The organism is Micromonospora sp. NPDC049523 (assembly GCF_040676775.1).
Taxonomy (GTDB): domain Bacteria; phylum Actinomycetota; class Actinomycetes; order Mycobacteriales; family Micromonosporaceae; genus Micromonospora_G.
Genome location: NZ_JBFAPP010000013.1, coordinates 23965 through 46282, shown reverse-complemented (window position 1 = coordinate 46282; position 22318 = coordinate 23965). Strand labels below are relative to the sequence as shown.

Annotated in this window: 18 protein-coding genes; 9 read left to right on the top strand and 9 right to left on the bottom strand. The window is 72.1% G+C overall.

What is annotated here, in order from left to right; genetic code table 11:
- Positions 1 to 9 precede the first annotated feature (9 nt).
- Positions 10 to 1578, bottom strand: a complete 1569-nt coding sequence (locus AB0J90_RS21180; protein WP_363598299.1) for an aldehyde dehydrogenase family protein — start codon at positions 1576 to 1578, stop codon at positions 10 to 12.
- A 597-nt stretch (positions 1579 to 2175) separates the two neighbouring features.
- Here AB0J90_RS21180 and AB0J90_RS21175 point away from each other — a divergent pair.
- The gene (locus AB0J90_RS21175; protein ID WP_363598297.1) at positions 2176 to 4920 is read left to right on the top strand and encodes a glycoside hydrolase family 9 protein; all 2745 of its coding nucleotides are present in this window, start codon (positions 2176 to 2178) and stop codon (positions 4918 to 4920) included.
- A gap of 126 nt (positions 4921 to 5046) precedes the next feature.
- Here the strand turns inward: AB0J90_RS21175 and AB0J90_RS21170 are convergent, their stop codons facing one another.
- Entirely contained in the window at positions 5047 to 5958 is a 912-nt protein-coding gene (locus AB0J90_RS21170) for an SDR family oxidoreductase (RefSeq protein ID WP_363598295.1), read from the bottom strand.
- 77 nt (positions 5959 to 6035) lie between these two features.
- Here AB0J90_RS21170 and AB0J90_RS21165 point away from each other — a divergent pair, with 77 nt between their 5' ends.
- Positions 6036 to 6629 (top strand): TetR/AcrR family transcriptional regulator, encoded by a 594-nt coding sequence (locus AB0J90_RS21165; RefSeq protein WP_363598293.1) that lies wholly within the window; start codon positions 6036 to 6038, stop codon positions 6627 to 6629.
- A gap of 118 nt (positions 6630 to 6747) precedes the next feature.
- Here the strand turns inward: AB0J90_RS21165 and AB0J90_RS21160 are convergent, their stop codons facing one another.
- Positions 6748 to 7785 carry an ice-binding family protein gene (locus AB0J90_RS21160; protein WP_363598291.1) on the bottom strand — a complete coding sequence of 346 codons (1038 nt, stop codon included), beginning with the start codon at positions 7783 to 7785 and terminating at the stop codon, positions 6748 to 6750.
- Between the two features lie 246 nt (positions 7786 to 8031).
- On the opposite strand from AB0J90_RS21160, the gene AB0J90_RS21155 reads away from it, so the two are divergent.
- Positions 8032 to 8982, top strand: coding sequence for a hypothetical protein (locus AB0J90_RS21155; protein ID WP_363598289.1), 951 nt, complete (start codon positions 8032 to 8034; stop codon positions 8980 to 8982).
- The gene (locus AB0J90_RS21150; protein ID WP_363598287.1) at positions 8979 to 10670 is read left to right on the top strand and encodes an insulinase family protein; all 1692 of its coding nucleotides are present in this window, start codon (positions 8979 to 8981) and stop codon (positions 10668 to 10670) included. The genes AB0J90_RS21155 and AB0J90_RS21150 overlap by 4 nt, the downstream gene beginning before the upstream one ends.
- 48 nt (positions 10671 to 10718) lie before the next feature.
- Here the strand turns inward: AB0J90_RS21150 and AB0J90_RS21145 are convergent, their stop codons facing one another.
- Entirely contained in the window at positions 10719 to 10913 is a 195-nt protein-coding gene (locus AB0J90_RS21145) for a hypothetical protein (protein WP_363598285.1), read from the bottom strand.
- A 38-nt stretch (positions 10914 to 10951) separates the two neighbouring features.
- Positions 10952 to 11947 (bottom strand): biotin synthase BioB, encoded by a 996-nt coding sequence (gene bioB, locus AB0J90_RS21140; protein WP_363598283.1) that lies wholly within the window; start codon positions 11945 to 11947, stop codon positions 10952 to 10954.
- A 339-nt stretch (positions 11948 to 12286) separates the two neighbouring features.
- Here bioB and AB0J90_RS21135 point away from each other — a divergent pair, with 339 nt between their 5' ends.
- The 4 genes from AB0J90_RS21135 (at position 12287) to AB0J90_RS21120 (ending at position 16777) form a co-directional block, all read left to right on the top strand.
- Entirely contained in the window at positions 12287 to 13423 is a 1137-nt protein-coding gene (locus AB0J90_RS21135) for an 8-amino-7-oxononanoate synthase (protein WP_363598281.1), read from the top strand.
- A 145-nt stretch (positions 13424 to 13568) separates the two neighbouring features.
- On the top strand, positions 13569 to 14273 hold the full coding sequence (gene bioD, locus AB0J90_RS21130; RefSeq protein WP_363598588.1) for a dethiobiotin synthase: 705 nt from the start codon (positions 13569 to 13571) through the stop codon (positions 14271 to 14273).
- Positions 14274 to 14343: 70 nt separating this feature from the next.
- On the top strand, positions 14344 to 16044 hold the full coding sequence (locus tag AB0J90_RS21125) for a histidine kinase (RefSeq protein WP_363598279.1): 1701 nt from the start codon (positions 14344 to 14346) through the stop codon (positions 16042 to 16044).
- A gap of 22 nt (positions 16045 to 16066) precedes the next feature.
- Complete coding sequence (locus AB0J90_RS21120) at positions 16067 to 16777, top strand: response regulator transcription factor (protein WP_363598277.1); 711 nt, start codon at positions 16067 to 16069, stop codon at positions 16775 to 16777.
- Positions 16778 to 17121: 344 nt separating this feature from the next.
- On the opposite strand, the gene AB0J90_RS21115 is transcribed toward AB0J90_RS21120, so the two are convergent.
- From AB0J90_RS21115 to AB0J90_RS21100, 4 genes are all read right to left on the bottom strand, one after another.
- Positions 17122 to 18063 (bottom strand): ABC transporter permease, encoded by a 942-nt coding sequence (locus AB0J90_RS21115; RefSeq protein WP_363598275.1) that lies wholly within the window; start codon positions 18061 to 18063, stop codon positions 17122 to 17124.
- Positions 18060 to 19097 carry an ATP-binding cassette domain-containing protein gene (locus AB0J90_RS21110; protein WP_363598273.1) on the bottom strand — a complete coding sequence of 346 codons (1038 nt, stop codon included), beginning with the start codon at positions 19095 to 19097 and terminating at the stop codon, positions 18060 to 18062. Before AB0J90_RS21110 ends, AB0J90_RS21115 begins: the two co-directional genes overlap by 4 nt.
- A 128-nt stretch (positions 19098 to 19225) precedes the next feature.
- Entirely contained in the window at positions 19226 to 20395 is a 1170-nt protein-coding gene (locus AB0J90_RS21105) for a cytochrome P450 (protein WP_363598271.1), read from the bottom strand.
- 9 nt (positions 20396 to 20404) lie between these two features.
- Positions 20405 to 21076, bottom strand: a complete 672-nt coding sequence (locus tag AB0J90_RS21100; protein ID WP_363598269.1) for a 50S ribosomal protein L11 methyltransferase — start codon at positions 21074 to 21076, stop codon at positions 20405 to 20407.
- Between the two features lie 187 nt (positions 21077 to 21263).
- On the opposite strand from AB0J90_RS21100, the gene AB0J90_RS21095 reads away from it, so the two are divergent.
- Positions 21264 to 22262 carry a hypothetical protein gene (locus AB0J90_RS21095; RefSeq protein ID WP_363598267.1) on the top strand — a complete coding sequence of 333 codons (999 nt, stop codon included), beginning with the start codon at positions 21264 to 21266 and terminating at the stop codon, positions 22260 to 22262.
- Positions 22263 to 22318: the final 56 nt, after the last annotated feature.

Genomic DNA, 22318 nt, shown 5'->3' with positions numbered 1-22318 from the left:
ACCGGTGCGTCAGGTGGCGGGGTAGCTGTTGTAGTCAGGGAAGTTGCCGTAGAGCCGCTGGTCGGAGCCGCCCTGGGTGACCGCGTGCACGAGCAGGTCGCCGCCGACGAACGCGCCTTTCCAGGAGGCGCCGCGACCGCCGAACGGTTCGTCCCGGTCGCCTCGGGAGCGGGGCTTGTTGATGCCGACCTTGAACGCCTGGAGGTCCACCGCGAGCTTGGCCGCCTCGTCCTCGTCGTCGCAGGCGAGGCTCGCGACCAGCGCACCGTTGGAGGCGTTCATCGCGGCCAGCAACTCGTCCTCGGTGTCGACCACCACTATCGTGTCGACCGGGCCGAACGGTTCGGCGTGCATCAGCCGGGACCGTCCGGGCGGGGCGAGCAGCACCGAGGGGGCGACGTACGCCGAGGTGTCCTGGCCGTCGAGGAACGGTGCCCCGTCGAGCCGGCCACGGTAGAGCGGGATCGCGCCGCCGCGTACCGCCTCTTCGACCTTGCGGCGCAGTTCGTCGGCCTTCGCGCCGCTGATCAGCGGTCCGAAGTCCAGCTCCGGTAGGGCGTCGCCGTCGACCCAGTCGTCGCCCACGGCGAGCGGGTGGCCGAAGCGTACGGAGCGGACGACCGGGAGGTACATGTCGAGGAACCGGTCGACCAGGTCACGCTGCACCACGAACCGGGGGTACGCCGTACAGCGCTGCTTGCCGTACTCGAAGCCCTTCTTCAGGTGCTTGGCGAGCATGTCCCACTGGGAGAACTCCCAGATGCCCCAGGCGTTCAGCCCCTCCTGCTCGATGAAGTGCCGCTTGTCGGAGTCGAGCAGCGCGGCGGCGACCTTGCCGCCGTTGGACCGGCCGCCGACGAACGCGACCGCGCCGATCTCCGGTGCGCGTACGAGCACCTCGGAGAGTTCCTCGCCGCCGCCGGAGAGCAGGGTGGCGGGAAGACCGGCCCGGCGCATCAGCGCGTGCGCGACGGTCAGGCAGACCGCTCCGCCCTGGGACGGGGTCTTGGCGATGACCGCGTTGCCGGCCAGCAACTGCACCAGTTCGGCGTGGACCAGCACGCTCATCGGGTAGTTCCAGCTTGCGATGTTGCTGACCGGGCCGCCGAGCGGTTCTCGCCCGTCGGCGAGCATCCGGTCGATCTCGTCGACGTACCAGCGGACGCCGTCCAGCGCCCGGTCGACGTCGGCGCAGGCCAGCCGCCACGGCTTGCCGATCTCCCAGACCAGCAGCAGGGCGAGCAGGTCACGGTGGAGGGTCAGTTCGTCCAGCGCCTCGGTGACCCGCGCCTTCCGGTCGGCCAGCGGCCGGGCCGCCCAGTCGCGGTGCTCGTCGGCGGCGAAGGCGACCGCGGCGTGGGCCGAGTCGGCGTCCAGCCGGGGCAGGTCGACCAGCACGGTGTTGTCGATCGGGGTACGGACCGGCGTCGGCGTGCCGATCGACTGCCAGGCACCCTGGATCAGGTTGCGCAGGGTGACGGTGCCGGACGTGGCCGGGTCGAAAGCTTCGGGAGTGGCGGTGACCGCGCGGGCGAGGGTCTGCTGCCATCCGGTGCCGTCGGCGAGGCGTAGTGCCATCGCTGCCTCCTGGAGATCGTTTCCAGTGGAGCGGCAGCATCGATGGCACCGCTGATCTGCGCGTACTGTCCCGCGAGCCGCTGGCGGGCGGCAACCGTACGTTCGTATCCCAGGACAGATCTGCCCACCCGTTGGTCGCCCGCGCTCAGTCGCTGACGCGGACGCTCAGCCGAGCGGGATCAGCCACCCGGCGACGACCAGCCATTGGCGTTGGTCGCTCTTCACAAAGCGGCAACAGGGCGGTTACATTGGTGCACATCCATGGGAGCGCTCCCGCGCTCTCGTCGGAACCCCACCAAGCTGCCGCCGCGCCCCCACGAGTCGATGACATAGCGAAAGGGCGGATGCGCCCACATCCGCCCCTCCAATGTCCTCCGCTACGCGTTGCCGCGCGCGGCTCCACGGACAGGAGCGAGTCTAGTGCTGCCCAGCATCGCGCCGGCCTGGCCAAATGGTCAACTTGCCCGGCCCACCGGTAGGGTCCGGCCCGGACGGTGGTACCGAAGATTCGCCACTTTCGGCTTACTCACGGTAACCGCAGCCGCCCTCCTGCACGCCGGCCCGACCAGCCCACCCGCCGCCGCCGCGCCCGGCCCGGTGGTCGCCGCACCCGCCTACAACTACGCCGAGGCGTTGCAGAAGTCGCTGTTCTTCTACGAGGCCCAGCAGAGCGGCACCCTGCCCGACTGGAACCGGGTCTCCTGGCGCGGCGACTCCGCGCTCACCGACGGTGCCGACGCCGGCCTGGACCTCACCGGCGGCTGGTACGACGCGGGCGACCACGTCAAGTTCGGCTTCCCGATGGCGTTCAGCGCCACCATGCTCGCCTGGGGTGCGGTCGAGTACCGGGCGGGTTACACCGCATCCGGGCAACTCCCGCACCTGCTGGACAACCTGCGCTTCGTCAACGACTACTTCATCAAGGCGCACCCGTCCGCCAACGTCCTGTATGGACAGGTCGGCAAGGGCGACGACGACCACAAGTGGTGGGGACCGGCCGAGGTGCTGCCGATGGCGCGGCCCGCGTACAAGATCGATGCGAGCTGTGGCGGCGCGGACCTGGCGGGGGAGACGGCAGCCGCGATGGCCGCCTCCTCGATGGTGTTCCGTCCCACCGATCCGACCTACGCCGACCGGCTGGTCAGCCACGCCCGCCAGCTCTACATCTTCGCCGACACCGTGCGCCGCGCCTACCACGAGTGCATCACCGACGTGACCAGCTTCTACCGCTCCTGGAGCGGCTACCAGGACGAACTGGTCTGGGGCGCGATCTGGCTGCACCGGGCCACCGGCGAGGCCGCCTACCTGGCCAAGGCCGAAGCCGAGTACGACCGCCTCGGCACCGAACCGCAGTCCACCACCCGGCTCTACAAGTGGACCGTGGCCTGGGACAACAAGCAGTTCGGCACGTACGTGCTGCTGGCGAACCTGACCGGCCGGCAGAAGTACGTCGACGACGCCAACCGCTGGCTCGACTACTGGACCGTCGGCGTCAACGGCGAGAAGGTGCGTACCTCGCCCGGCGGGATGGCCGTACTCGACACCTGGGGAGCGCTGCGCTACGCCGCCAACACCGCGTTCGCCGCCCTGGTCTACGCCGACCGGACCACCGACACCGCCCGCAAGACGCGCTACCACGACTTCGCGGTCAAGCAGATCAACTATGCGCTCGGTGACAACCCGCGCAACTCCAGCTACCTGATCGGCTTCGGCGCCAACTCGCCCCGAAACCCGCACCACCGCACCGCGCACGGCTCCTGGTGGGACAGCCAGACCGTACCGGTCGAGACCCGGCACGTGCTCTACGGCGCGCTCGTCGGCGGCCCGTCCGCGCCGAACGACGCGTACACCGACAGCCGGGGCGACTACGTGATGAACGAGGTCGCCACCGACTACAACGCCGGCTTCACGTCCGCGCTGGTCCGGCTCTATTCCGAGTACGGCGGCACCCCGCTCGCCAGCTTCCCGCCGACCGAGACACCCGACATCGACGAGCTGACCGTCGAAACCACGATGATGCAGAACGAGACCCGGTCCACCGGCATCAAAGCGATCGTCTACAACAAGTCCGCCTTCCCCGCCCGCGCCCTCAAGGCCGCCACGTTCCGGTACTACTTCCGCCACGAGGGCACCAGCGCCATCGAGGTGACCAGCGGATACACCCAGGGCTGCCCGTCACCGAGCACCGCCCGCCAAGCCTCCGGCGACCTCTGGTACGTCGAGGTCAACTGCGCCGGGTACACGATCGCCCCGGCCGGACAGTCGGCGCACCGGATGGAGGTCCAGTTCAAGATCGGCGTACCGGAGGGCGGCACCTGGAACTCCGCCAACGACCCGTCGTACCAGGCTGCCGTCGGGCCGAACCCGAACGTGCCGCTCTACGAGGGCGGCGTACGGGTCTGGGGCACCGAGCCCGGCCCGACCACCCCGGACACCACCGCGCCGACCACGCCCGGCACCCCGGTCGCCTCGGCCGTCACCGCCACCGGCGTGACGCTGAGCTGGAACGCCTCCACCGACACCGGCGGCAGCGGCCTCGCCGGTTACGACGTGTACCGGGAGGCGGGGGCGACCGACACCCTGATCGGCTCACCGGTCGCCGCGTCGCTGGCGGTGACCGGGCTGAGCCCGGCGACCGCGTACCAGTTCTACGTGGTGGCCCGCGACGGTGCCGGCAACCGGTCGACCGCCTCCGCCCCGGTCGCGGTCACCACCGCCAGCGGCGGCGGCGACACCACCCCACCCGGTACGCCGGGCACCCCGGTCGCCTCGGCGGTCACCGCCACCGGCCTCACCCTGACCTGGACACCGTCCTCGGGCGGGGACCTCGCCGGCTACCGGGTCTACCGGGAGGCGGGCGCGACGGACGTACTCGTCGGATCGCCGGTCGCGACGACGCTCGCGGTAACCGGGTTGACGCCGGCCACGGCGTACCAGTTCTACGTGGTCGGGGTGGACCTGGCCGGCAACGTCTCGGCCGCGTCGGCACCGGTCAGCGTGACCACGCTGCCCAGCGCCCCGGCCGGGCCGTGCGCGGTCACGTACTCCACCAACGACTGGAGCAACGGCTTCACCGGCACTGTCACCGTCCGCAACACCGGCAGCGGCACGATCAACGGTTGGACGCTGGTGTTCGCGTACACCGCCGGCCAGCGGGTCACCCAGGCCTGGTCGGCCACCGTCACCCAGACCGGCACCTCGGTGACCGCGACCAACCTCTCCTACAACGGCACGCTGGCGCCGGGCGCGTCCACCAGCTTCGGCTTCAACGCCACCCACACCGGCACCAACCCCCGCCCCACCACCTTCACCCTCAACGGCTCCCCCTGCACCCTCACCTAACCCCGCCCCGCCCCCGCCCCCGCGCCGGGCCGAGGCCGGCCCTAATACAGAGAATGAGGGGTTATCCGCGGATCACCACTCATTCTCTGTATTAGTGCGCTGGGGTGGGCGGGGTGGGGGTGGGGGCTAGAGGGGGGTGCCGAGGGGGCCGTGTTCGGCTTCCAGGGCTTTGGCCCAGTAGGCGGGGAAGTCGGGTTGGGTGCCGTCGAGGTCGGTGAAGCCGTACTTGGGGTAGAGGGCGGCGGTGGAGAGGGCCCGGCCGGTGTGGGCCAGCACCTCCGGGTCGGCGGCCAGGGCGGCGACGGCCCGACCGAGGTACGCCGGAGTCTCGGACTCGGCGAAGTGCGGGTCCTGGGCGATCGCGTCCCGCCAGTTCGCCTCGCTCACCCCGAAATGGTCGAGTACGGCTTCCGAGCGCAGGAAACCCGGGGTGATGGCAACCGCCGTCACCCCGTACGGCCGCAGTTCGGCGGCCTGGGCCACGGCCAGGCGGATGACGGCGGACTTGGCCAGGTCGTAGAAGACGCTGCCCCGGTAGCGGGCCGTGTTGCCGTCGGTCACCTCGACCACCAGCCCGCGCCCACGCGCGACGAGCAGCGGTAGCGCGTAGCGGCTGGTGATGATGTGGGTGTCGACGGCCCGGCGCAGCAGCCGCAGGCCGGTGTCGAGGTCCTGCTGCCAGAGCGGGTTCGTCCAGTCGGTCAGCGGGTCGCCGCCCCAGACGCAGTTGACCAGGATGTCCAGCCGGCCGTCCTGCTCGGCGGCGATCCGGTCGACCAGGGCCCGGACCTGGTCGGGTTGACCGTGGTCGACCCGGACCGCTATGCCGGTGCCACCGGCGGCGGTGACCTGCTCGGCGGTCTGTTCGATGGTCTCCGGGCGGTCCATGTCCGAGCGCCCGGCCTGGCTGCTGCGTCCGGTGACGTAGACGGTCGCGCCGGCCGCGCCGAGTTGTACGGCGATGCCCCGGCCGCCGCCCCGGGTGCCGCCCGCGACCAAAGCGACCTGTCCGGTCAGGGGCTGTTCGGGAGTGCTCATCGGGCCTGCCTGCCTTCCGTCGGGTGCGTTGCCGATAGTAAATGCTGGTTCATTTACTATCAACTAGACTGCCGTCCATGAGTCCCCGCCCCCTGGCGTTCACCGACGACCAGATCCTCGCCGCCGCCGCCTCGGCGATCGCCGACCTCGGTCCGGGAGCCCTCACCCTGGCCGATGTCGCGCAGCGTACCGGCGCGTCACCGGCCACCCTGGTCAAGCGTTTCGGGTCCAAGCACGGGCTGCTGGTCGCGGTGTCCCGGCGCGGGGTGCACGACGTCACCCAGGCATTCCACCACCCGTGCGCCTCCGGTGTGCCGGCACTGAGGCGGTTGGAGGACGTGCTGGTCGGGTTGACCGGGGGCATCCATCGGCACGAGCAGATGGCGCACCACGTGGCCTTCCTGATGATGGACCTCACCGACCCCGAGCTGTACGCGCAGGCCGGGGACTTCACCGCCGCCCTGCGCGCCGGGATCCGTGACCTGCTGGCGGAGGCAGTGCAGGCGGGGGAGTTGGCTGCCGACGTCGACCTCGACGGGCTCGCCGAGGCGCTGCTCGTCGCGTACAACGGGACGATGATCACTTGGGCGCTCGAACCACGGGGGGCGCTGGGGGAGCGGGTCAGCGGGCAGTTGCGGTTCCTGCTCGCGCCGTACCGCCGTCGTCTCTGAGTCCCAGGCCCGTACGGCACGGGGACAGCACACCCAACCCGATGGGTGTGCTGTCCCGGCTCGTGCCGCTCCTGATCAGGAGTCGTGGATCAGGACTTGCCGGATCAGGACTGCCGGATCAGGACTCGTGCATTCGGCGGCGGTAGAGGAAGACGAGCAGTCCGCCCACCACGACCATTCCGGTTCCGGCCGCGGTCAGCATCGGTACCAGGGTGTTCCCGCCTCCGGGACCGGTGATCGGCAGGTGGGTACGGGTCGGCCGGACGGTGGGTCCGCCGGTCGGTGTACCCGTGGGAGGTCCGGTCGGCGTTCCGGTGGGGGTACCCGTCGGGGTGCCGGTCGGCGTACCCGTCGGGGTGCCGGTTGGCGTCGCGGTGGGCGTACCCGTCGGTGTGGTGGTGGGGGTGCCGGTCGGCTGCAGGCAGAGGGGTTCGGTGATGGTGTTGGTGTCGAGGGTGACGGCGCCGGTCTGGGCGAGGGCGCGGCCCTGGAGGGTGGCGCCGGTGTTCATGGTGATGGACGTCGCGGCGAGGATGTTGCCGAGGAAGGCGGTGTTCGTGCCGATGGTGGCGGAGCTGCCGACCTGCCAGTAGACGTTGCAGGGGGAGGCCCCGTTGATGAAGATGACGCTGCTGTTCGCGGCGGTGACCAGGGTCGAGTCGATCTGGAAGATGAAAACGGCCGAGGGGTCGCCCTGCGAGTCGAGGGTGAGTTGCCCGGTGAGCTGGGCGGCGCCGATGCGGTACACACCGTGGATGAGGGTGCTGCCGCCGAGTTCGGCGGGAAGGTTGGTGAACGGGGTGCGCCCGGCGGCGTCGTTGTAGGCGGTGGTGAGGTCGTTCTTGGCCTGGAGGGCGACGGCGTCGGCGAGGTGGATGGTGCCGCCGACGAGTCCGGGCGGGAAGCCGGTCGCCGAGCTGCCGGGGCTGACGCCGAGGTCCTGGGCGAGGAAGCTCGGGCCGGTGTTGGTCACGGTGGACCCGGCGAGTACGGAGAAGTTCGCCGCCGTGCCGAGACCGACGGGGGCCTGGGCCGCCTGCGCCCCCCTGCTGTTGACCAGCAGCAGGGCGATCGCGGTGATGACGGCAACCGCGGCGAGCCCCGCTGATGCGGGCAGGATCGCCCGCCGAACGTGATAAGTGACTTGACCCGCCACAGAACAGCCCTCCCATGAGCACCGACGGCAATAGGGGGCTCCGCGGTCATGGGAGCACCGAACAGCCGGCTGATGGCTAAACGCCTTTTTGGTGGATGTCAAGCACCATAACCAGGCAGATCGGGCTCAAGTGGGCAAATCGTTAATATCGCGAGTGAGTACGGGGTGGACGGCTGTCGATCCGACCCGTCGCCGGTGCTTCGCCACGGGACCCACGCCGTCATCGTGATCACCTATGATCCCGCAATGCCCGCCCCCCTTCCCGCGCCGGATTTCGACCCCGGGGCCGCCTTCCCCGAGGTCAAGCGGCTGCGCGCGGCGCTGACCGGCGCCGATTGGCCGGCCGTGGAACAGCTCTTCGACGGGCGCGACGCGACGACGGTCTCGCACCTGGTCAACCACGCCAGCGACCTCCCGGAGATCGAGGACTTCCTCCGCTCGGTGGTGGCCCGGCAGCCCGGTGAAGCCCTGCCGGCCACCCTGCTCGCCGCCTGCCTCGTCGTGACCGGCTGGAAGATCCGTACGGACAAGCGGGCCAACCAGGTCAGCCGGGAGCAGTTCGACCAGTTCCACGCGTACCTGCGTCAGGCCGAGCAGATCCTGATCGACGTCACCGCCCGGCACCCCGACTACGTGACCGCCTGGGACTGGCGCCTCACCACCGCCATGGGCCTGGGGATGGGCCAGTCGGAGGCGCGGCGACGCTACGACCGGCTCGCCCGCCACGAGCCGCACCACCTGCCCGGCCAGCAGTCGCTGCTGCAGAAGCTCTGCCCGAAGTGGGGCGGGTCCTGGGATGCGGCACACACCTTCGCCCGCGAGTGCATGAACGCGGCGCCCGAGGGCGGGCACCACGGCGTACTGGTGGTGACCGCGCACCTGGAGCAGGCACTCGAATCGGACACCCCGCGGCAGGCCGGCGAGTACCTGCTCAGCATGCCGGTCTGGCAGGGCATCCAGGAGGCGGCCCGACGCTCGGTCTGGCACCCCGGATTCCGCCACGGCTGGGGCTGGCTCGGCGTACGCGGCACCTTCGCCATGGCCTTCGGCCTGATGGGCGACCACAAGGCGGCCGCAGCCCAGTTCTCCGCCCTCGGCAACCTCGGCAGCGACGCGATGTTCGGCTACCTCGGCGACGCGACCGAGCAGTTCCAGAAGTTCCGGGCGGAGGCGTACGCGAAGGGTGGCGCTCGATGATCCAGCAGTTCGAGGTGGACGGCGTACCGACGCTGCTCGCGCCGACCGACGGGCCGATGCAGGCCGCATTGTCCTTCCGGGTCGGCACCGCCGACGAGACGCTCGCCCGCAGCGGCATCACGCACCTGCTGGAACACCTGGCGCTGGCGCCGATCGGACTCGCCGACTACCACTTCAACGGCGCCACCGGCCCGGCCGTCACCCGGTTCCAGCTACAGGGCTCCGAGCAGGACATCGCCGACTTCCTGGCCGCCGTCTGCCGCAACCTGCACGATCTGCCGGTGCAGCGGTTCGACCTGGAGAAGGAAATCCTCCGTACGGAATGGGGCAGCCGCTCGCCGGGCGTGATGGACGCGGTGCCGCTGTGGCGGCACGGCGCCCGTGACCACGGGCTGGCCAGCTACCCGGAGTTCGGGCTGTCGATGCTGAAACCGGACGACCTGCGGGCGTGGGCGAGCCGGTACTTCACCCGCGAGAACGCGGTGCTCTGGATTGCCGGCGCCCAGGTGCCCGCCGGCCTGCGGCTGCCGCTGCCGGGGGGCACCCGGCACCCGGTTCCCACCCCGTCGTCCGCGCTGCCCAGCACGCCCGCCTACTTCACCAGCGGGTCCCGGGCCGTCGCGCTCGACGCGGTGGTCCGCCGGGACACCGCCGCTGGCGTCTTCGCCGAGGTGCTGGAACGGGAACTGTTCCGCTCGCTGCGGCAGGAGGGTGGTCTCTCCTACACCGCCACCGCCGTCTACGAGCCCCGCGACCACGAGTACGCCAGCCTCCGCGCGCTCGCCGACGCGCTGCCGGAGAAGCAGTGGGCCGTACTCGGCGGTTTCGCCGACGTACTGGCGAAGCTGAACGTCGGCCGGATCGAGCAGTCCGACCTCGACGCGCACGTCGGCAAGGTCAGCGACGCGCTCGGCTCCGCGGCGGTGCACGCCGCCCGGTTGCCGAGCTTCGCCTTCAACCTCCTGGTCGGGGCGCCCAACCTGAGCCTGGAGGAGTACCGGGCCGAGCTGAAGCAGGTCACCGTCGCCGACCTGCACCGGGTCGCCGAAGAGGTGATGTCCTCGGCGCTGCTGATGGTGCCGGAGGGCTGCCGCGCCGACTGGGCCGGTTTCGCCGAGGCACCCACCCGCTCCACCGACGCGCTGCCGGGTACGTCGTACACCTCGATCGACGGCAACGGGGAACTGCGGTTCGGCCCCGACGGCGTCAGCTACCTCGGGCCGGGCGGGCCGCTGAGCGTCCCCTACATCGAGACCGCAGCCCTGCTGGCCTGGCCGGACGGCGCCCGCCAGGTGATCGGGCTGGACGGTATCGGGATGCGGATCGAGCCGACCCTGTTCCAGTTGCACCCGGACACGGTTCGGCTGCTCGACGACCGGATCCCGGCCAGGCTGCGGGTCGACATGCCGGCCAGGGCCCCGGAGGCGATCCCCGTACCGGCGCCGGTCCAACCGGTGGCGAAGCCGCCGCTGCGGCCGTACGGCTGGCTGGCCGTGGTGGGTCTGGTGCTGAGCGGGCTAGCCACCGTCGGCGTCGGCGGGTTCGCGCTGCTGATGACGCTCGGCGCGTTCGTGACCGAGGAGGCGGACGGCTTCATCTGGGGCCTGGTGGTCTTCTCCTGGATCCTCACCGCGATCGTCGTACTGCCGATCTTCCTGATCCGCCGACACCACCGCCGCTCGCGGTAGGCCGCCGGCCGAATACGGCTCAACCGGAGAACTCGGCGAACCGCCCGCTCACTGGTGGGTTTCGCCGTGCTCCACACAGACGGCGGACCAGCCGGTCGGCAGGACCTGCACCTTCATCCGGCGCCGGCACCGCGGGCAGAACCGGGGCGGCTCCAGCGCGCGGGCCGCCGCGCAGCTCTCGTGCGAACCGTCCCCGGTCGACCGGCCACACCGGTCGCACCACACCGCCGTTGTCGCCGTCACCGGATCAGTTCCGCTTGCAACCACCGTGACACCGTCGCTCAGAGCGTCGCGGAGAGGGACTTGACCGGCATCTTCAGCTCGTCGAGCAGGTCCAGGTCGGCGGTTGCCGGACGGCCCAGGGTGGTCAGGTAGTTGCCGACGATCACCGCGTTGATGCCGCCGAGCAGGCCGTCACGGGTGCCGAGGTCACCGAGCGTGATCTCCCGGCCACCGGCGAACCGCAGGATCGTACGCGGCATCGCCAGCCGGAACGCGGCGATCGCCCGCAGCGCGTCCTTGCCCTCCACCACCGGCTGGTCGCCGAGCGGGGTGCCCGGCCGCGGGTTGAGGAAGTTCAGCGGCACCTCGTGCGGGTCCAGCTCGGCGAGCTGTACCGCGAACTCGGCCCGCTGCTCCACCGACTCACCCAGCCCCAGGATGCCGCCGCAGCAGACCTCCATGCCGGACTCGCGCACCATCCGCAGGGTTTCCCACCGCTCCTCGAAGGAGTGCGTGGTCACCACGTTCGGGAAGTACGACCGGCAGGTCTCCAGGTTGTGGTTGTAGCGGTGCACGCCCATGTCGACAAGCTCGTCGACCTGCTCCTGGTTGAGCATGCCGAGCGAGGCGGCGACCTGGATGTCCACCTCCGCCCGGATCGCGGCCACACCCTCGCGCATCTGCTTCATCAGCCGCGCGTCCGGGCCGCGTACCGCGGCGACGATGCAGAACTCGGTCGCACCGGTCTTCGCGGTCTGCTTCGCCGCCTCGACCAGCGACGGGATGTCCAGCCAGACCGAGCGGACCGGGGAGGCGAACAGCCCCGACTGGGAGCAGAAGTGGCAGTCCTCCGGGCAGCCGCCGGTCTTCAGCGAGACGATGCCCTCGACCTCGACCTCCGGCCCGCACCAGCGCATCCGCACGTCGTGGGCGAGTTGCAGGGCGGCGGACAGGTGCTCGTCGGGAAGGCGCAACACGGCGAGCACACCGGCCTGGTCGAGACCGACGCCTTCACCGAGCACCTGGGCACGCGCCCGGTCGAGGATCTCTGGCATGGTCGTACCCTACAAGGCGGTTCGGCCATCGATGGGAGCCGCCGGCTGCCCGGGTGATCGTGTCCGCGGGCCCCGCCACCGGTCCGACCGTAACCGCCGTCGCCAGCACCGCAACCGGCCCCGTCGTGCCGCACGCCCGAACCGGCTAAGGTGACCGTCGCCCGGCGTCGGCCCCGCGGATCGGGTCCGGCGTACGGCCCGCCTTCCCGGGCGGCGCCCGGCGAAGTGGTAATTTTCGCCGGTCGGGACGGGTCGGCTGGTCGCGGAAACTGATCGGGCCGGCGGAGCACGGGACGGGTCGGGAGGTCCCGACGCGGGACGGGCAGACGAGGAGTCGACGTGGCGAGTTGGCTGGAGGCGCTGGACCGGCGTGCCCAGCTACGGGCCAAGGCGGGGCTGACCCGGCAACTGCGCCCGCGCGGCGACGACGACCCGGTGACCGACCTCGCCGGCAACGACTACCTCGGGCTGGCCCGACACCCGGAGGTCACCGCCGCCGCCACCGAGGCACTGCACCGGTACGGCCTGGGCGCCACCGGATCCCGCCTGGTACGCGGCTCGACCGACCTGCACACCGCACTGGAACAGGCCCTCGCCGACTGGTTCGGTGCGCAGCGGGCCCTCGTCTACTCCTCCGGATACCTGGCCAACCTCGGTGCCGTACGCGCCCTGGTCCGCCCGCGTACGCTGCTCGTCTCGGACGCGCACAACCACGCCTCGCTGATCGACGGGTGCCGGCTGTCCGGCGCGCAGACCGTCGTCACCCCGCACAACGACGTGACCGCCGTCGAGGCCGCCCTGGCGGCGGCACCCGGCCGTCCGGCGGTGGTGGTCACCGAGTCGGTCTTCTCCGTCGACGGGGATCTCGCCCCGCTGGCCCGGCTGCACGAGGTGGCCCGCCGCCACGGTGCGTTGCTGCTGGTCGACGACGCGCACGCGGTGGGCGTACGCGGTCCCGGTGGAGCCGGCGCGGTGGCCGACGCCGGCCTGGCCGGCGCACCGGACGTGGTGGTCACCGCGACGCTCTCCAAGGCGCTCGGCGGAGCCGGCGGTGTGGTCGCCGGCCCGGCGGAGCTGGTCCGGCACCTGGTGGAGACCGGCCGCACCTTCATCTACGACACCGCGCTGCCGCCGGCCGTGGCCGCGGGTGTGCTCGCCGCGACCGGGCTGGCCCGGGCCGGGGAGCCGCTGCGCGCGGAACTGGCCGACCGGGCGACCACGGCCGCGCGCCGCCTCGGCCTGGCCGGGTTGGACGTGTCGACACCGGCGGCCGGGGTGATCTCGGTGACCGCGCCGGGCCCCGAGGCGGCGACCGCCTGGGCCGCCGACTGCCTGGACCGGGGCGTCGCGGTCGGCTGCTTCCGCCCACCGTCCACTCCGGACACCCGGTCCCGGCTGCGGCTGACGATCAACACCGGGGTACCGCGGGCCGACTTCGACCGGGCCCTCGACGTGATCGTGGAGTGTGCCCCGTGAACGGAACCGCGTGCCGCACCCGCGATCGGTCCGGGACCGGACAGCCCGCGTGCCGCACCCGCGATCGGTCCGGGACCGGGCAGCCCGCGTGCCGTGGCACGGTCGTGGGGGGTGTCCGGTGAGCGGCAGCTCGTGGCGTGGCCCGATCCTGGTCACCGGCACGGACACCGACGTCGGCAAGACCGTGGTCACCGCCGCGATCACCGCCGCCGCGCAGGCGGCCGGGCTGCGGGTCGCGGTCATCAAACCCGGCCAGACCGGTACGGCCACCGGCGCACCGTCGGACATCGACATCGTGAACCGGCTCGCCGCCCCACTGACCGCCCGTACGCTGGCCAACTTCCCCGAACCGCTCGCCCCGCTGGCCGCGGCGAGGGTCGCGGCGCTGGAGCCGCTGGAGCTGTACGCGGTCGTTGACGCGGTACGCGCCGAAGCCGACAAGCACGACCTGGTGCTGGTCGAGGGAGCCGGCGGGCTGCTGGTGCCGATGGGCGTACGCCCCTCCGGCGAGGCGTGGACGGTCGCCGACCTCGCGGTCTCGCTCGGTGCGCCAGCGGTGGTGGTCAGCCGCGCCGGGCTGGGCACGCTGAACCACACCGCGCTCACCCTGGAGGCGCTGGAGCGGCGGGCGGTGCCGGCCGGGGTGGTGCTCGGGGCGTGGCCGAACGAGCCGGAACTGGTCCACTGGGCCAACCTCAGCGAGCTGGTGCCGAACATGGTGGGTGCGCTGCCGGACGGGGCCGGGGGGATGGATCCCGGCGTGTTCCGGCGGTCCGCCCCGGGCTGGCTCACCCCCGCCTTGTACGGCGTACTCGACGACTGGCGCACCTGGGCCGACGATGTGCACTGAGCGGGTGACCGGCGTACCCACCTGACTTTCGTCGGTGTCGGTGCAGGTCGGGGGCCGCTAGCCTGGCCGAGTGGTGGGTTGGTGGCAGGGCCTGGGGGACCGGCGGCGGGGTGCGGTGTTGGACCTGCTGCTCTGGGCGGCGCTCGCCGCACCGATCGTCGCTGCGCTGGCCAGCCCGCCGGCCCGACCGTACGACGAAGTTCTGCTCGTCGCCGAACCGTTGCTGCTGGGGATCGCGGTGGCGGTCAGCCGGCGCCAACCACTGGTCGCCCTGGTCCTGGTGATCCTGCCGACCCTGCTGGACGGCAACTTCCTGTTCGCGATCCCGGTGCTGGGTTACCTCGCCGGTCTGCGGATGGCACGGGCCCGACCGGCCGGGCTGGTCTTCGCGGTGATCGCGGCGGGCGGCTCCGGCCTGAACCTCTGGGTGCTGGACAGCGGACTGGCCACCTGGTTCCTGCTCGCCACCATGCTGCTCTTCCTCGGGGTCTTCCCCTGGCTGCTGGGCCGCTACCGGCGTCAGCACGGTGAGCTGGTCCGGGCCGGGTGGGCCAGGGCGGAACTGCTCGAACGGGAGCAGGCCGGCGCGGCCGAACGGGTCCGGATGCGGGAACGGGCACGGATCGCGCGGGACATGCACGACTCGCTCGGCCACGACCTGAGCCTGATCGCGCTGCGTGCCGGTGCGTTGGAGCTCGCCCCCGGCCTGGACGACGGGCAACGGGCCGCCGCGGGTGAACTCCGGGCCAGTGTGGCCGTCGCCACCGACCGGCTGCGCGAGATCATCGGTGTGCTGCGGGAGGACGCGGGTACGGCACCGACCCGGCCGGTCGACGAAAGCGTCACCGAACTGGTCGACCGGGCGACGGCGGCCGGTCTAGCGGTCGAGCTGCGCTGGCCGCAGCGGCGCGCAGACCACCTCGCTCGGCCTCGCGACGGGGAGCACCCGGCGGAAACCGACCCGGAGCTGCCGGCGGAGACCGACCCGGAGTACCTGGTGGAAACCCGCCCGGCGGAGACCGACCCGGAGTACCCGGCGGAAACCCGCCCGGCGGAGACTGACCCGGAGCTGCCGATGATGGTCGGGCGGGCGGTGCACCGGGTGGTGCAGGAAGCCCTGACCAACGCCGCCCGCCACGCCCCCGGCGCACCCGTGACGGTCGAGGTCGACCGGACGGCGGAACGGATCGAGGTGCGGGTGCACAACGGTCGGCCGCCGGCCGGACCGCTGCCCGTACCGGTGTCGGCCGGCACCGGGCTGCTCGGGCTGCGCGAGCGGGTGCGGCTGGCCGGTGGCACGCTGGCCGCCGGGCCGCAAGCCGGTGGGTTCGCGGTGGTCGCCCGGTTGCCGCTGGTCACCCACGGTGTCACCGCCGACCCCGACACGACGGTACGGCCACCCGCCGGGTCGGCGACCGACGACGGTCTACGCGCACAGCGGCGCCGGGTCCGGCGCAGCCTGCTGGTGGCGGTCACCGCCCCGCTGGCGATCGCCGCCATGCTGTCGCTGGTCTACTACCCGTTCGTCACGTTCGACTCGGTGCTGCATCGCTCCGAGTTCGAGCGGCTGCGGATCGGGGCGCCGCGTACGGAGCTGGCATCGATGCTGCCCGGCCGGCAGGCGCAGGGGTTGGCCAAGAATACCGGTCCGGTACCGGCGAACGCGGCCTGCGAGTTCTACACCGACGGCAACTTCCCGCTGGCGCTGCCCGCGTACCGGCTCTGTTTCGCGGACGGGCGGCTGGTGGCCAAGGACGAACTGCCCGGCTGAGCCCTGGCTACGAGGAGATGTGATGATCCCGGTCCTGCTGGCCGACGACGAGGCGATGATCCGCGCCGGGGTACGGGCGATCCTGGCCACCGACCCGGAGATCGAGGTGGTCGCCGAGGCGGCCGACGGTCGGGCCGCGGTCGAGCTGGTCCGCGCGCACCGGCCCCGGGTGGCGCTGTTGGACATCCGGATGCCCCGGCTGGACGGCCTCGCCGCCGGGGCGGAGATCCGTCGGTTGGTGCCGGAGACCGAGGTGGTCATGCTGACCACGTTCGGCGAGGACGACTACATTTCCCGCGCGATCGGCGACGGGGCCAGCGGGTTCCTGGTCAAGTCCGGCGACCCGAGGGAACTGATCGCCGGCGTACGGGCGGTCGCCGACGGTGCCGCGTACCTGTCACCGACGGTGGCGCGGCGGGTGCTGACCCTCGGTGGGGAGCGGATGTCCCGCGGCCCGGCCGCCCGGGAGCTGACCTCGGCGCTCACCGAACGGGAACGCGAGGTGCTGGCGCTGGTCGGGGCCGGCCTCTCCAACGCCGAGATCGCCCGCCGGCTCTTCCTGGTAGAGGGAACCGTAAAGGGCTACCTCAGCACCATCTTCACCCGCCTGAACGTCCGCAACCGCGTCCAAGCAGCCATCCTCGCCCACGAAGCCAACCTGACCACCCCCACCCCACCCCGCCCCGTTGATCATGAAGTTAGCGACGTCGCCAGGGCGATTTTGAGTCGCTAACTTCATGATCAACCCCTCGGGTCGGGGTGGTCGGGGTGGGGGGCCAGGGCCTGAGTGCGGTGTGGCGGTCGGTGGCGATGTGCGGCCCGGAGTACGCCTCCCTCAAGAGCAGTGACAGGTCCGCGTCACCGAGCATCCCGCCGGAGAGGCTGAACTGCCGGTAGTCCATGGCAACGGTCAGATCGTGAGCCGTGACCGGCGCCGACGTACGCACATCCCACCGTGTGCCGTGCCACCTGTCACCGTGCGGTCCCAGCAAGAGGCACGGCCGGGCGCAGGGCTGTGGCGAATCACTGCCCCTATTGGGGTAACGGAACGCCACAGCCCCGCGGGGTTGGGTTGGGTCAGGCGTCGCGGCGGTGGAGGACCGTGTGGCCGGACAGGAGAGCGAGTGCTGCCCAGGTGGTGAGCAGGAGCAGGCCGACCGGCGGGGGGTACGGGTCGGTGTCGCCGCGTAGGAAATGCAGGCCGGCGGTGCCTGGCATGGCGTCGGCGATCCGCTGGACGAACGTCACGTTGGTGAGCCCGAGTGTTGCCGGCACCACGGTGAGGACCAGGAAAACCGAGGTGAGGGTGGCGACCGCGCCCCGCAGCGCCGCCCCCACCCCGAGGGTGAACACCGAGATCAGTGCCAGGTACGCCCCGACTCCGAGCACGTCCCCGAGGGTCTCGGTGGGCTCGTACCGGCCCCAGTCACCGAGGATCGGGGCGGCGACCAGCGTACCGAGCGCCCCGAGCAGCACCCCCAGTACGAAGGTGACCCCGGCGACGACGATGGTCTTGGCGAGGATGACGTGACCCCGCGACGGGGTCCATTGCAGGGTGGCCCGGATGGTGCCGGAACTGTACTCGGCGGTGATCACCAGCATCGCCATCGCGAGCACGGCGAACTGGGTCGGTTCGACCGAGTCGATCGCGATCCGGCCGAGCGCGACCACGCCCCGGTCGTCGGTCGGGTCGACGCTGGTGTTGCTGTTCTGGACGTAGATCGCCAGTTGGGCGGCGGTCGCGGCCATCAGCAGGAAACCGGCGAGCAGCGCCCACCAGACCGAGCGGACCGACCAGAGTTTGGTCCACTCGCTGGCCACCGCGCCAGCCAGTCCGCCGCCGGTTGGCACTCCAGCGGCGAGCCCGCCGCCGGTCGGCGGCCCAGCGGCGAGCCCGCCGCCGGTCGGCACTCCAGCGGCGAGCCCGCCGCCGGTCGGCACCCCAGCGGTCGGCGCCGACCCCCGGGCCGGTGACGAGGATGCGGCCGGGTCGAGTCCACGGGTCGGTACGGTGCTCATGCGCGCTCCTGCGGGTCCGGCCCGATGGCAGGGCTGGTAGCGGTCACGGTGGCAGGGCTGGTGGCACGGCCGGTGGCGGGCCCGGTGGCAGGGCTGGTGGCGGGCCCGGTGGCAGGGCTGGTGGCGGGGCCGGAGTATTCGAGGCTGTCCGCGGTCAGTTCCAGGTACGCCTGTTCCAGGGACGCCTCGCGGGTGCTCAGCTCGTGCAGTCGTACGCCGAGATCGTGGGCCAGGTCGCCGACCAGGGCGACGTCGGCCCCGGAGACCAGCAGCTCGTCGGCGTCGCCCGGCTCGACGGTGACCGACCGCGCGGCCAGCCGGTCGCGCAGCGCGGCGAGTCCCGCCGGTTGTGGGCTGCGCACCCGGACCACGGTGCGTGAGCTGCCCGCGATCACCTCGGCGATCGGGGCGTCGACGATCAGCCGGCCCCTGCCGATCACCACGAGCTGGTCCGCGGTGAGCTGCATCTCGCTCATCAGGTGACTGGAGACGAAGACGGTACGTCCCTCGGCGGCGAGGGAGCGCATGAGCTGGCGGATCCAGCGCACCCCGTCCGGGTCGAGCCCGTTGACGGGTTCGTCGAACATCAGCACCCCCGGATCACCGAGCAGGGCGCCGGCGATGCCGAGCCGCTGGCCCATGCCGAGGGAGAAGGTGCCGGCCCGCTTGCCGGCGACGCCGGTCAGGCCGACCGTGGCCAGTACCTCGTCGACCCGTCGGACCGGGATGCCGTTGCTGTGCGCCATCGCGCGCAGGTGTGCGCGTGCGGTCCGGCCCGGATGGACGGCCTTCGCGTCGAGCAGCGCGCCGACGTGCCGCAGCGGGTGCCGCAGGCTCGCGTACGGCCGACCGCCGACCAGCGCGGTGCCGGCGGTGGGCCGGTCCAGGCCGAGGATCATCCGCATGGTGGTGGACTTGCCGGCGCCGTTCGGGCCGAGGAAACCGGTGACCCGTCCCGGCGCGATGTCCAGGCTCAGGTGGTCGACGGCTGTCGAGGCGCCGAAGCGTTTCGTCAGCCCGGTCAAGGTGATCATGAAGCCTCCCTGGGTTCCCCCGTCGTGATGGGTCGACGGTAGGAATCCGGCAGGGTCGGGCGCCGCACCCGAACGGCACCGAACGGTCCTGACCTTCGTCAGGCCCGGTCGTCGCCCGGCCGTACTGGCTAGCGCGGGCGGGCGACGACCAGGGCGTCCGGCATGCGGAAGGAGAGGTTGTCCGGGCACCAGGGTGCGCGCAGCACGGTGACGTCGCGCAGCAGCGGCGCGGTTGCGGCCACCACGACCGCGGCCTCCATCCGGGTGAGCTGGGCGCCGACGCAGCGGTGTGCGCCAGCACCGAAGGCGAGGTGTCGGCGCGAGCCGGGCTGGCCGGGCCGGAACTCCTCCGGCTCCGCGACCACCGCCGGGTCGCGTCCGGCACGGGCGAGCCAGAGTACGACGCTGCGCCCCGCCGGTACGTCGACCCCGCCGAGTGTGGTGTCCCGGGCGGCGACCCGACGCCAGGTGACGATCGGCGGCTCCAGCCGCAGCCCCTCCTCCACCACGTCGGCCACCTCGACCGTGCCGTCGGTCAGTGCGCGCAGCACCTCCGGTTCCCCGGTGAGCCGGTGCAGCAGCAGGGTCAGGAACTGCGACGTCGTCTCCTGCCCGGCGACCAGCAGGAAGAACAGGGCCCCCACCACCACGTCCGTGGGGTGGCCGGCTTCGCGCAACCGGGCGGCGAGCCCGGAACCGGTGGTGGCGAACTCCCGCAGCACGGTGTGGAAGCGGCCGACGATCGCGGCCAGGTGCTGCTGGCGTACGGGGTCGACCGGGGCCCAGAACAGTTCGAGCGCGGACCGGGTGAACTCCTTGACCACGTCGATCCGGGCGTCGGGCAGGTCGACCAGCCGGGCGAGCACCAGCAGCGGCAGGTCGGCGGCGAGGTCGGCGTACAGGTCGACGGGGCGGCCGGCGGCCAGCTCGGCGCAGAGCCGGTCCACCCGCGTACGCACCACGCCGGTCAGCCATTCCTGCTGCTCGGCGACCCGCTTCGGGTGCAGCGCGTCGGCGACGATGGTCCGGATCGCCGGGTGGCTGTGTCCACTGTTGTTCGCCAGCGTCGGCGGCAGGCGGAAGCCGTACCCGGCGAGGATCCGCAGGGCGGCGATCGGCACCGGACTCATCGCGTCCAGCGCGTTGTCCGGCCGGTACGTCTGCGGGTCGGCGAGCACCTGGCGGACCAGGGCGTGCCGGGTCACCACCAGATGGTCGACGTCGACGTGGTCGGCGACGGTGGCGACGTCCGGCCACGGCCGGTCCACCGTCCCCGCCGCCCAGCTGCGGAACAACACGGCGATACGCTACCCAGCGGCACCCGGTCGACCGGGGTCAAGCTCCCAGACCGTGGTGGGCTTCACCCGTACGCTCTCCAGCGCGGGCGGGACCGGCACGTCGTACGCGGCGAGTTTGCCGAACCGGTTGCGGGGCAGGAACGCCCGGTCCGGGTCGCCGACCAGCACTCGCGCCCCGCCTCGGGCGGCGCGGAGCAGGAAGCGCAGCACCCGGTTGGCCATCGCCTGGCTGTAGAAGACGTCCCCGGCGAGCACGAGGTCGGCGTCGCCGGCCCCGTCGTCGTCGAGGATGTCGGCGACGGTGATGTCGACCGGGACGTCGTTGGCCTTGGCGTTCAGCTCGATGGCGGCGCCGGCCCGCTCGTCGATCTCGACCGCGCGTACGTGCCGGGCGCCGGCACGGGCGGCGGCGATGGCGACCAGGCCGGAGCCGGAGGCGAAGTCGAGCACCCGGCGACCGGCCACCTCGTCCGGGTGGTCGAGCAGGTAGCGGGCCAGGGCCTGGCCGCCGGCCCAGGCGAAGGCCCAGAACGGTGGCGGCTGTTCGCTGCGGAACTCGCCCTCGGTGAGCTGCCACAGGCCGATCGGTTCGTCGGCCTGGTGCAGCAGGACCTCCGGGACGAAGGCGACCGGGGCCAGCCGGGCGTGCAGGCGGACGAACGCCGCCGAGGTTTCGGACACCACCCGGATTGTGCCGGGCCGGTGCTCCGGGCGTGTCGCGGGGGTTGGGTCACCGGTTCAACACTGTCGGTGAAAGTAGGGGGTTTCATTGGCGCTGGGTGCTGACTTACGCCCCTTTCCGGCTGCCTGATCCCGTTCTAGCGTTGCGGGGAGTAATCGGATCACCGAAACCAATAGGTGTACGTGAATGGAGGCGGTGGTGGCGGTGCGGCAGATCATCGGCCGGCTGGGTGTCGTACTGGCGGGAGTGACCGGGGTGGGCCTGCTCGCCACCGGCACACCGGTCAGCGCGGCGCCGGGGTTCGACACCCGGCTCGACCTGCCCGGTCAGTTCACCGCCGGTGGTGACCCGGCGACCATCTCCGCAGTGGTGGGCACCAGCGAGCGCGGCGAGTGCCGCAAGGTCCGCTGGTCACTGGTGCTGCGGGTGGCCGGGCTCCGGCTGGACCAGGTACGGGTCGACCGGGTCGAGGAGACCGGCTCTTTCCCCGTACAGGTGCGGGCCGACGGTGACACGGCCCGGCTGACCGACACCGAACTCGACCCCGGCGAACTCTGTCGGGACCGGACGGTCACCGCGCGCTACCGGATCGCCTTCGGCGCGGAAGCGGCCGGCGGTCGGGTGACCGTGACCGCGGAGGCGTTCGACGCCCGGTCCCGGCTACTGGCCAGCGGATCCGCCACCCGTACGGTGGCCGGCAGCCGGGCCAGGGCCACCCCGTCGGCCACCCGCCCCACCGGGTCGCCGTCACCGGAGGCAACCGAGGCGGCACCGGAGGAGTCGGCGGAGGAAGAGCAACCCGACGAACTGATCCCGGTGCCGACGGAGGAGCCCGTGGTGGCCTCCGGAACCGGCGGCGGCCGCCCCGACCCGGCGGCGAACTCCGGCCGGCTGGGACTGGTCCAGGTCGGCTTCCTGACCGGGGCGCTGCTGCTCTTCCTCGGCGTCGGACTGCTGATGCGGGTCCGGCACCGGCTGCTCGGCGCGGTCACCGGTGGTGCCGGCCGCGGCTTCGGCCGGACTGTCCCACGAGCCGGCCGATCCGGCGGAGGGCTGTTCCGGCGCCGCCGCGCCGACTCGGGCGCCGACGGCGCCATCGACCTCGGTACGGGCCCGGGCGAGGGGTACGGCCGACCGGTCTGGCAAACCGACGAGCCCACCGTTCCGGTCTGGCGCCGTCGTTGACGTACCACTGACCCCCGGTTGCCGCACCGACCTCCTCCGGTCGTGCCCCCGACCGC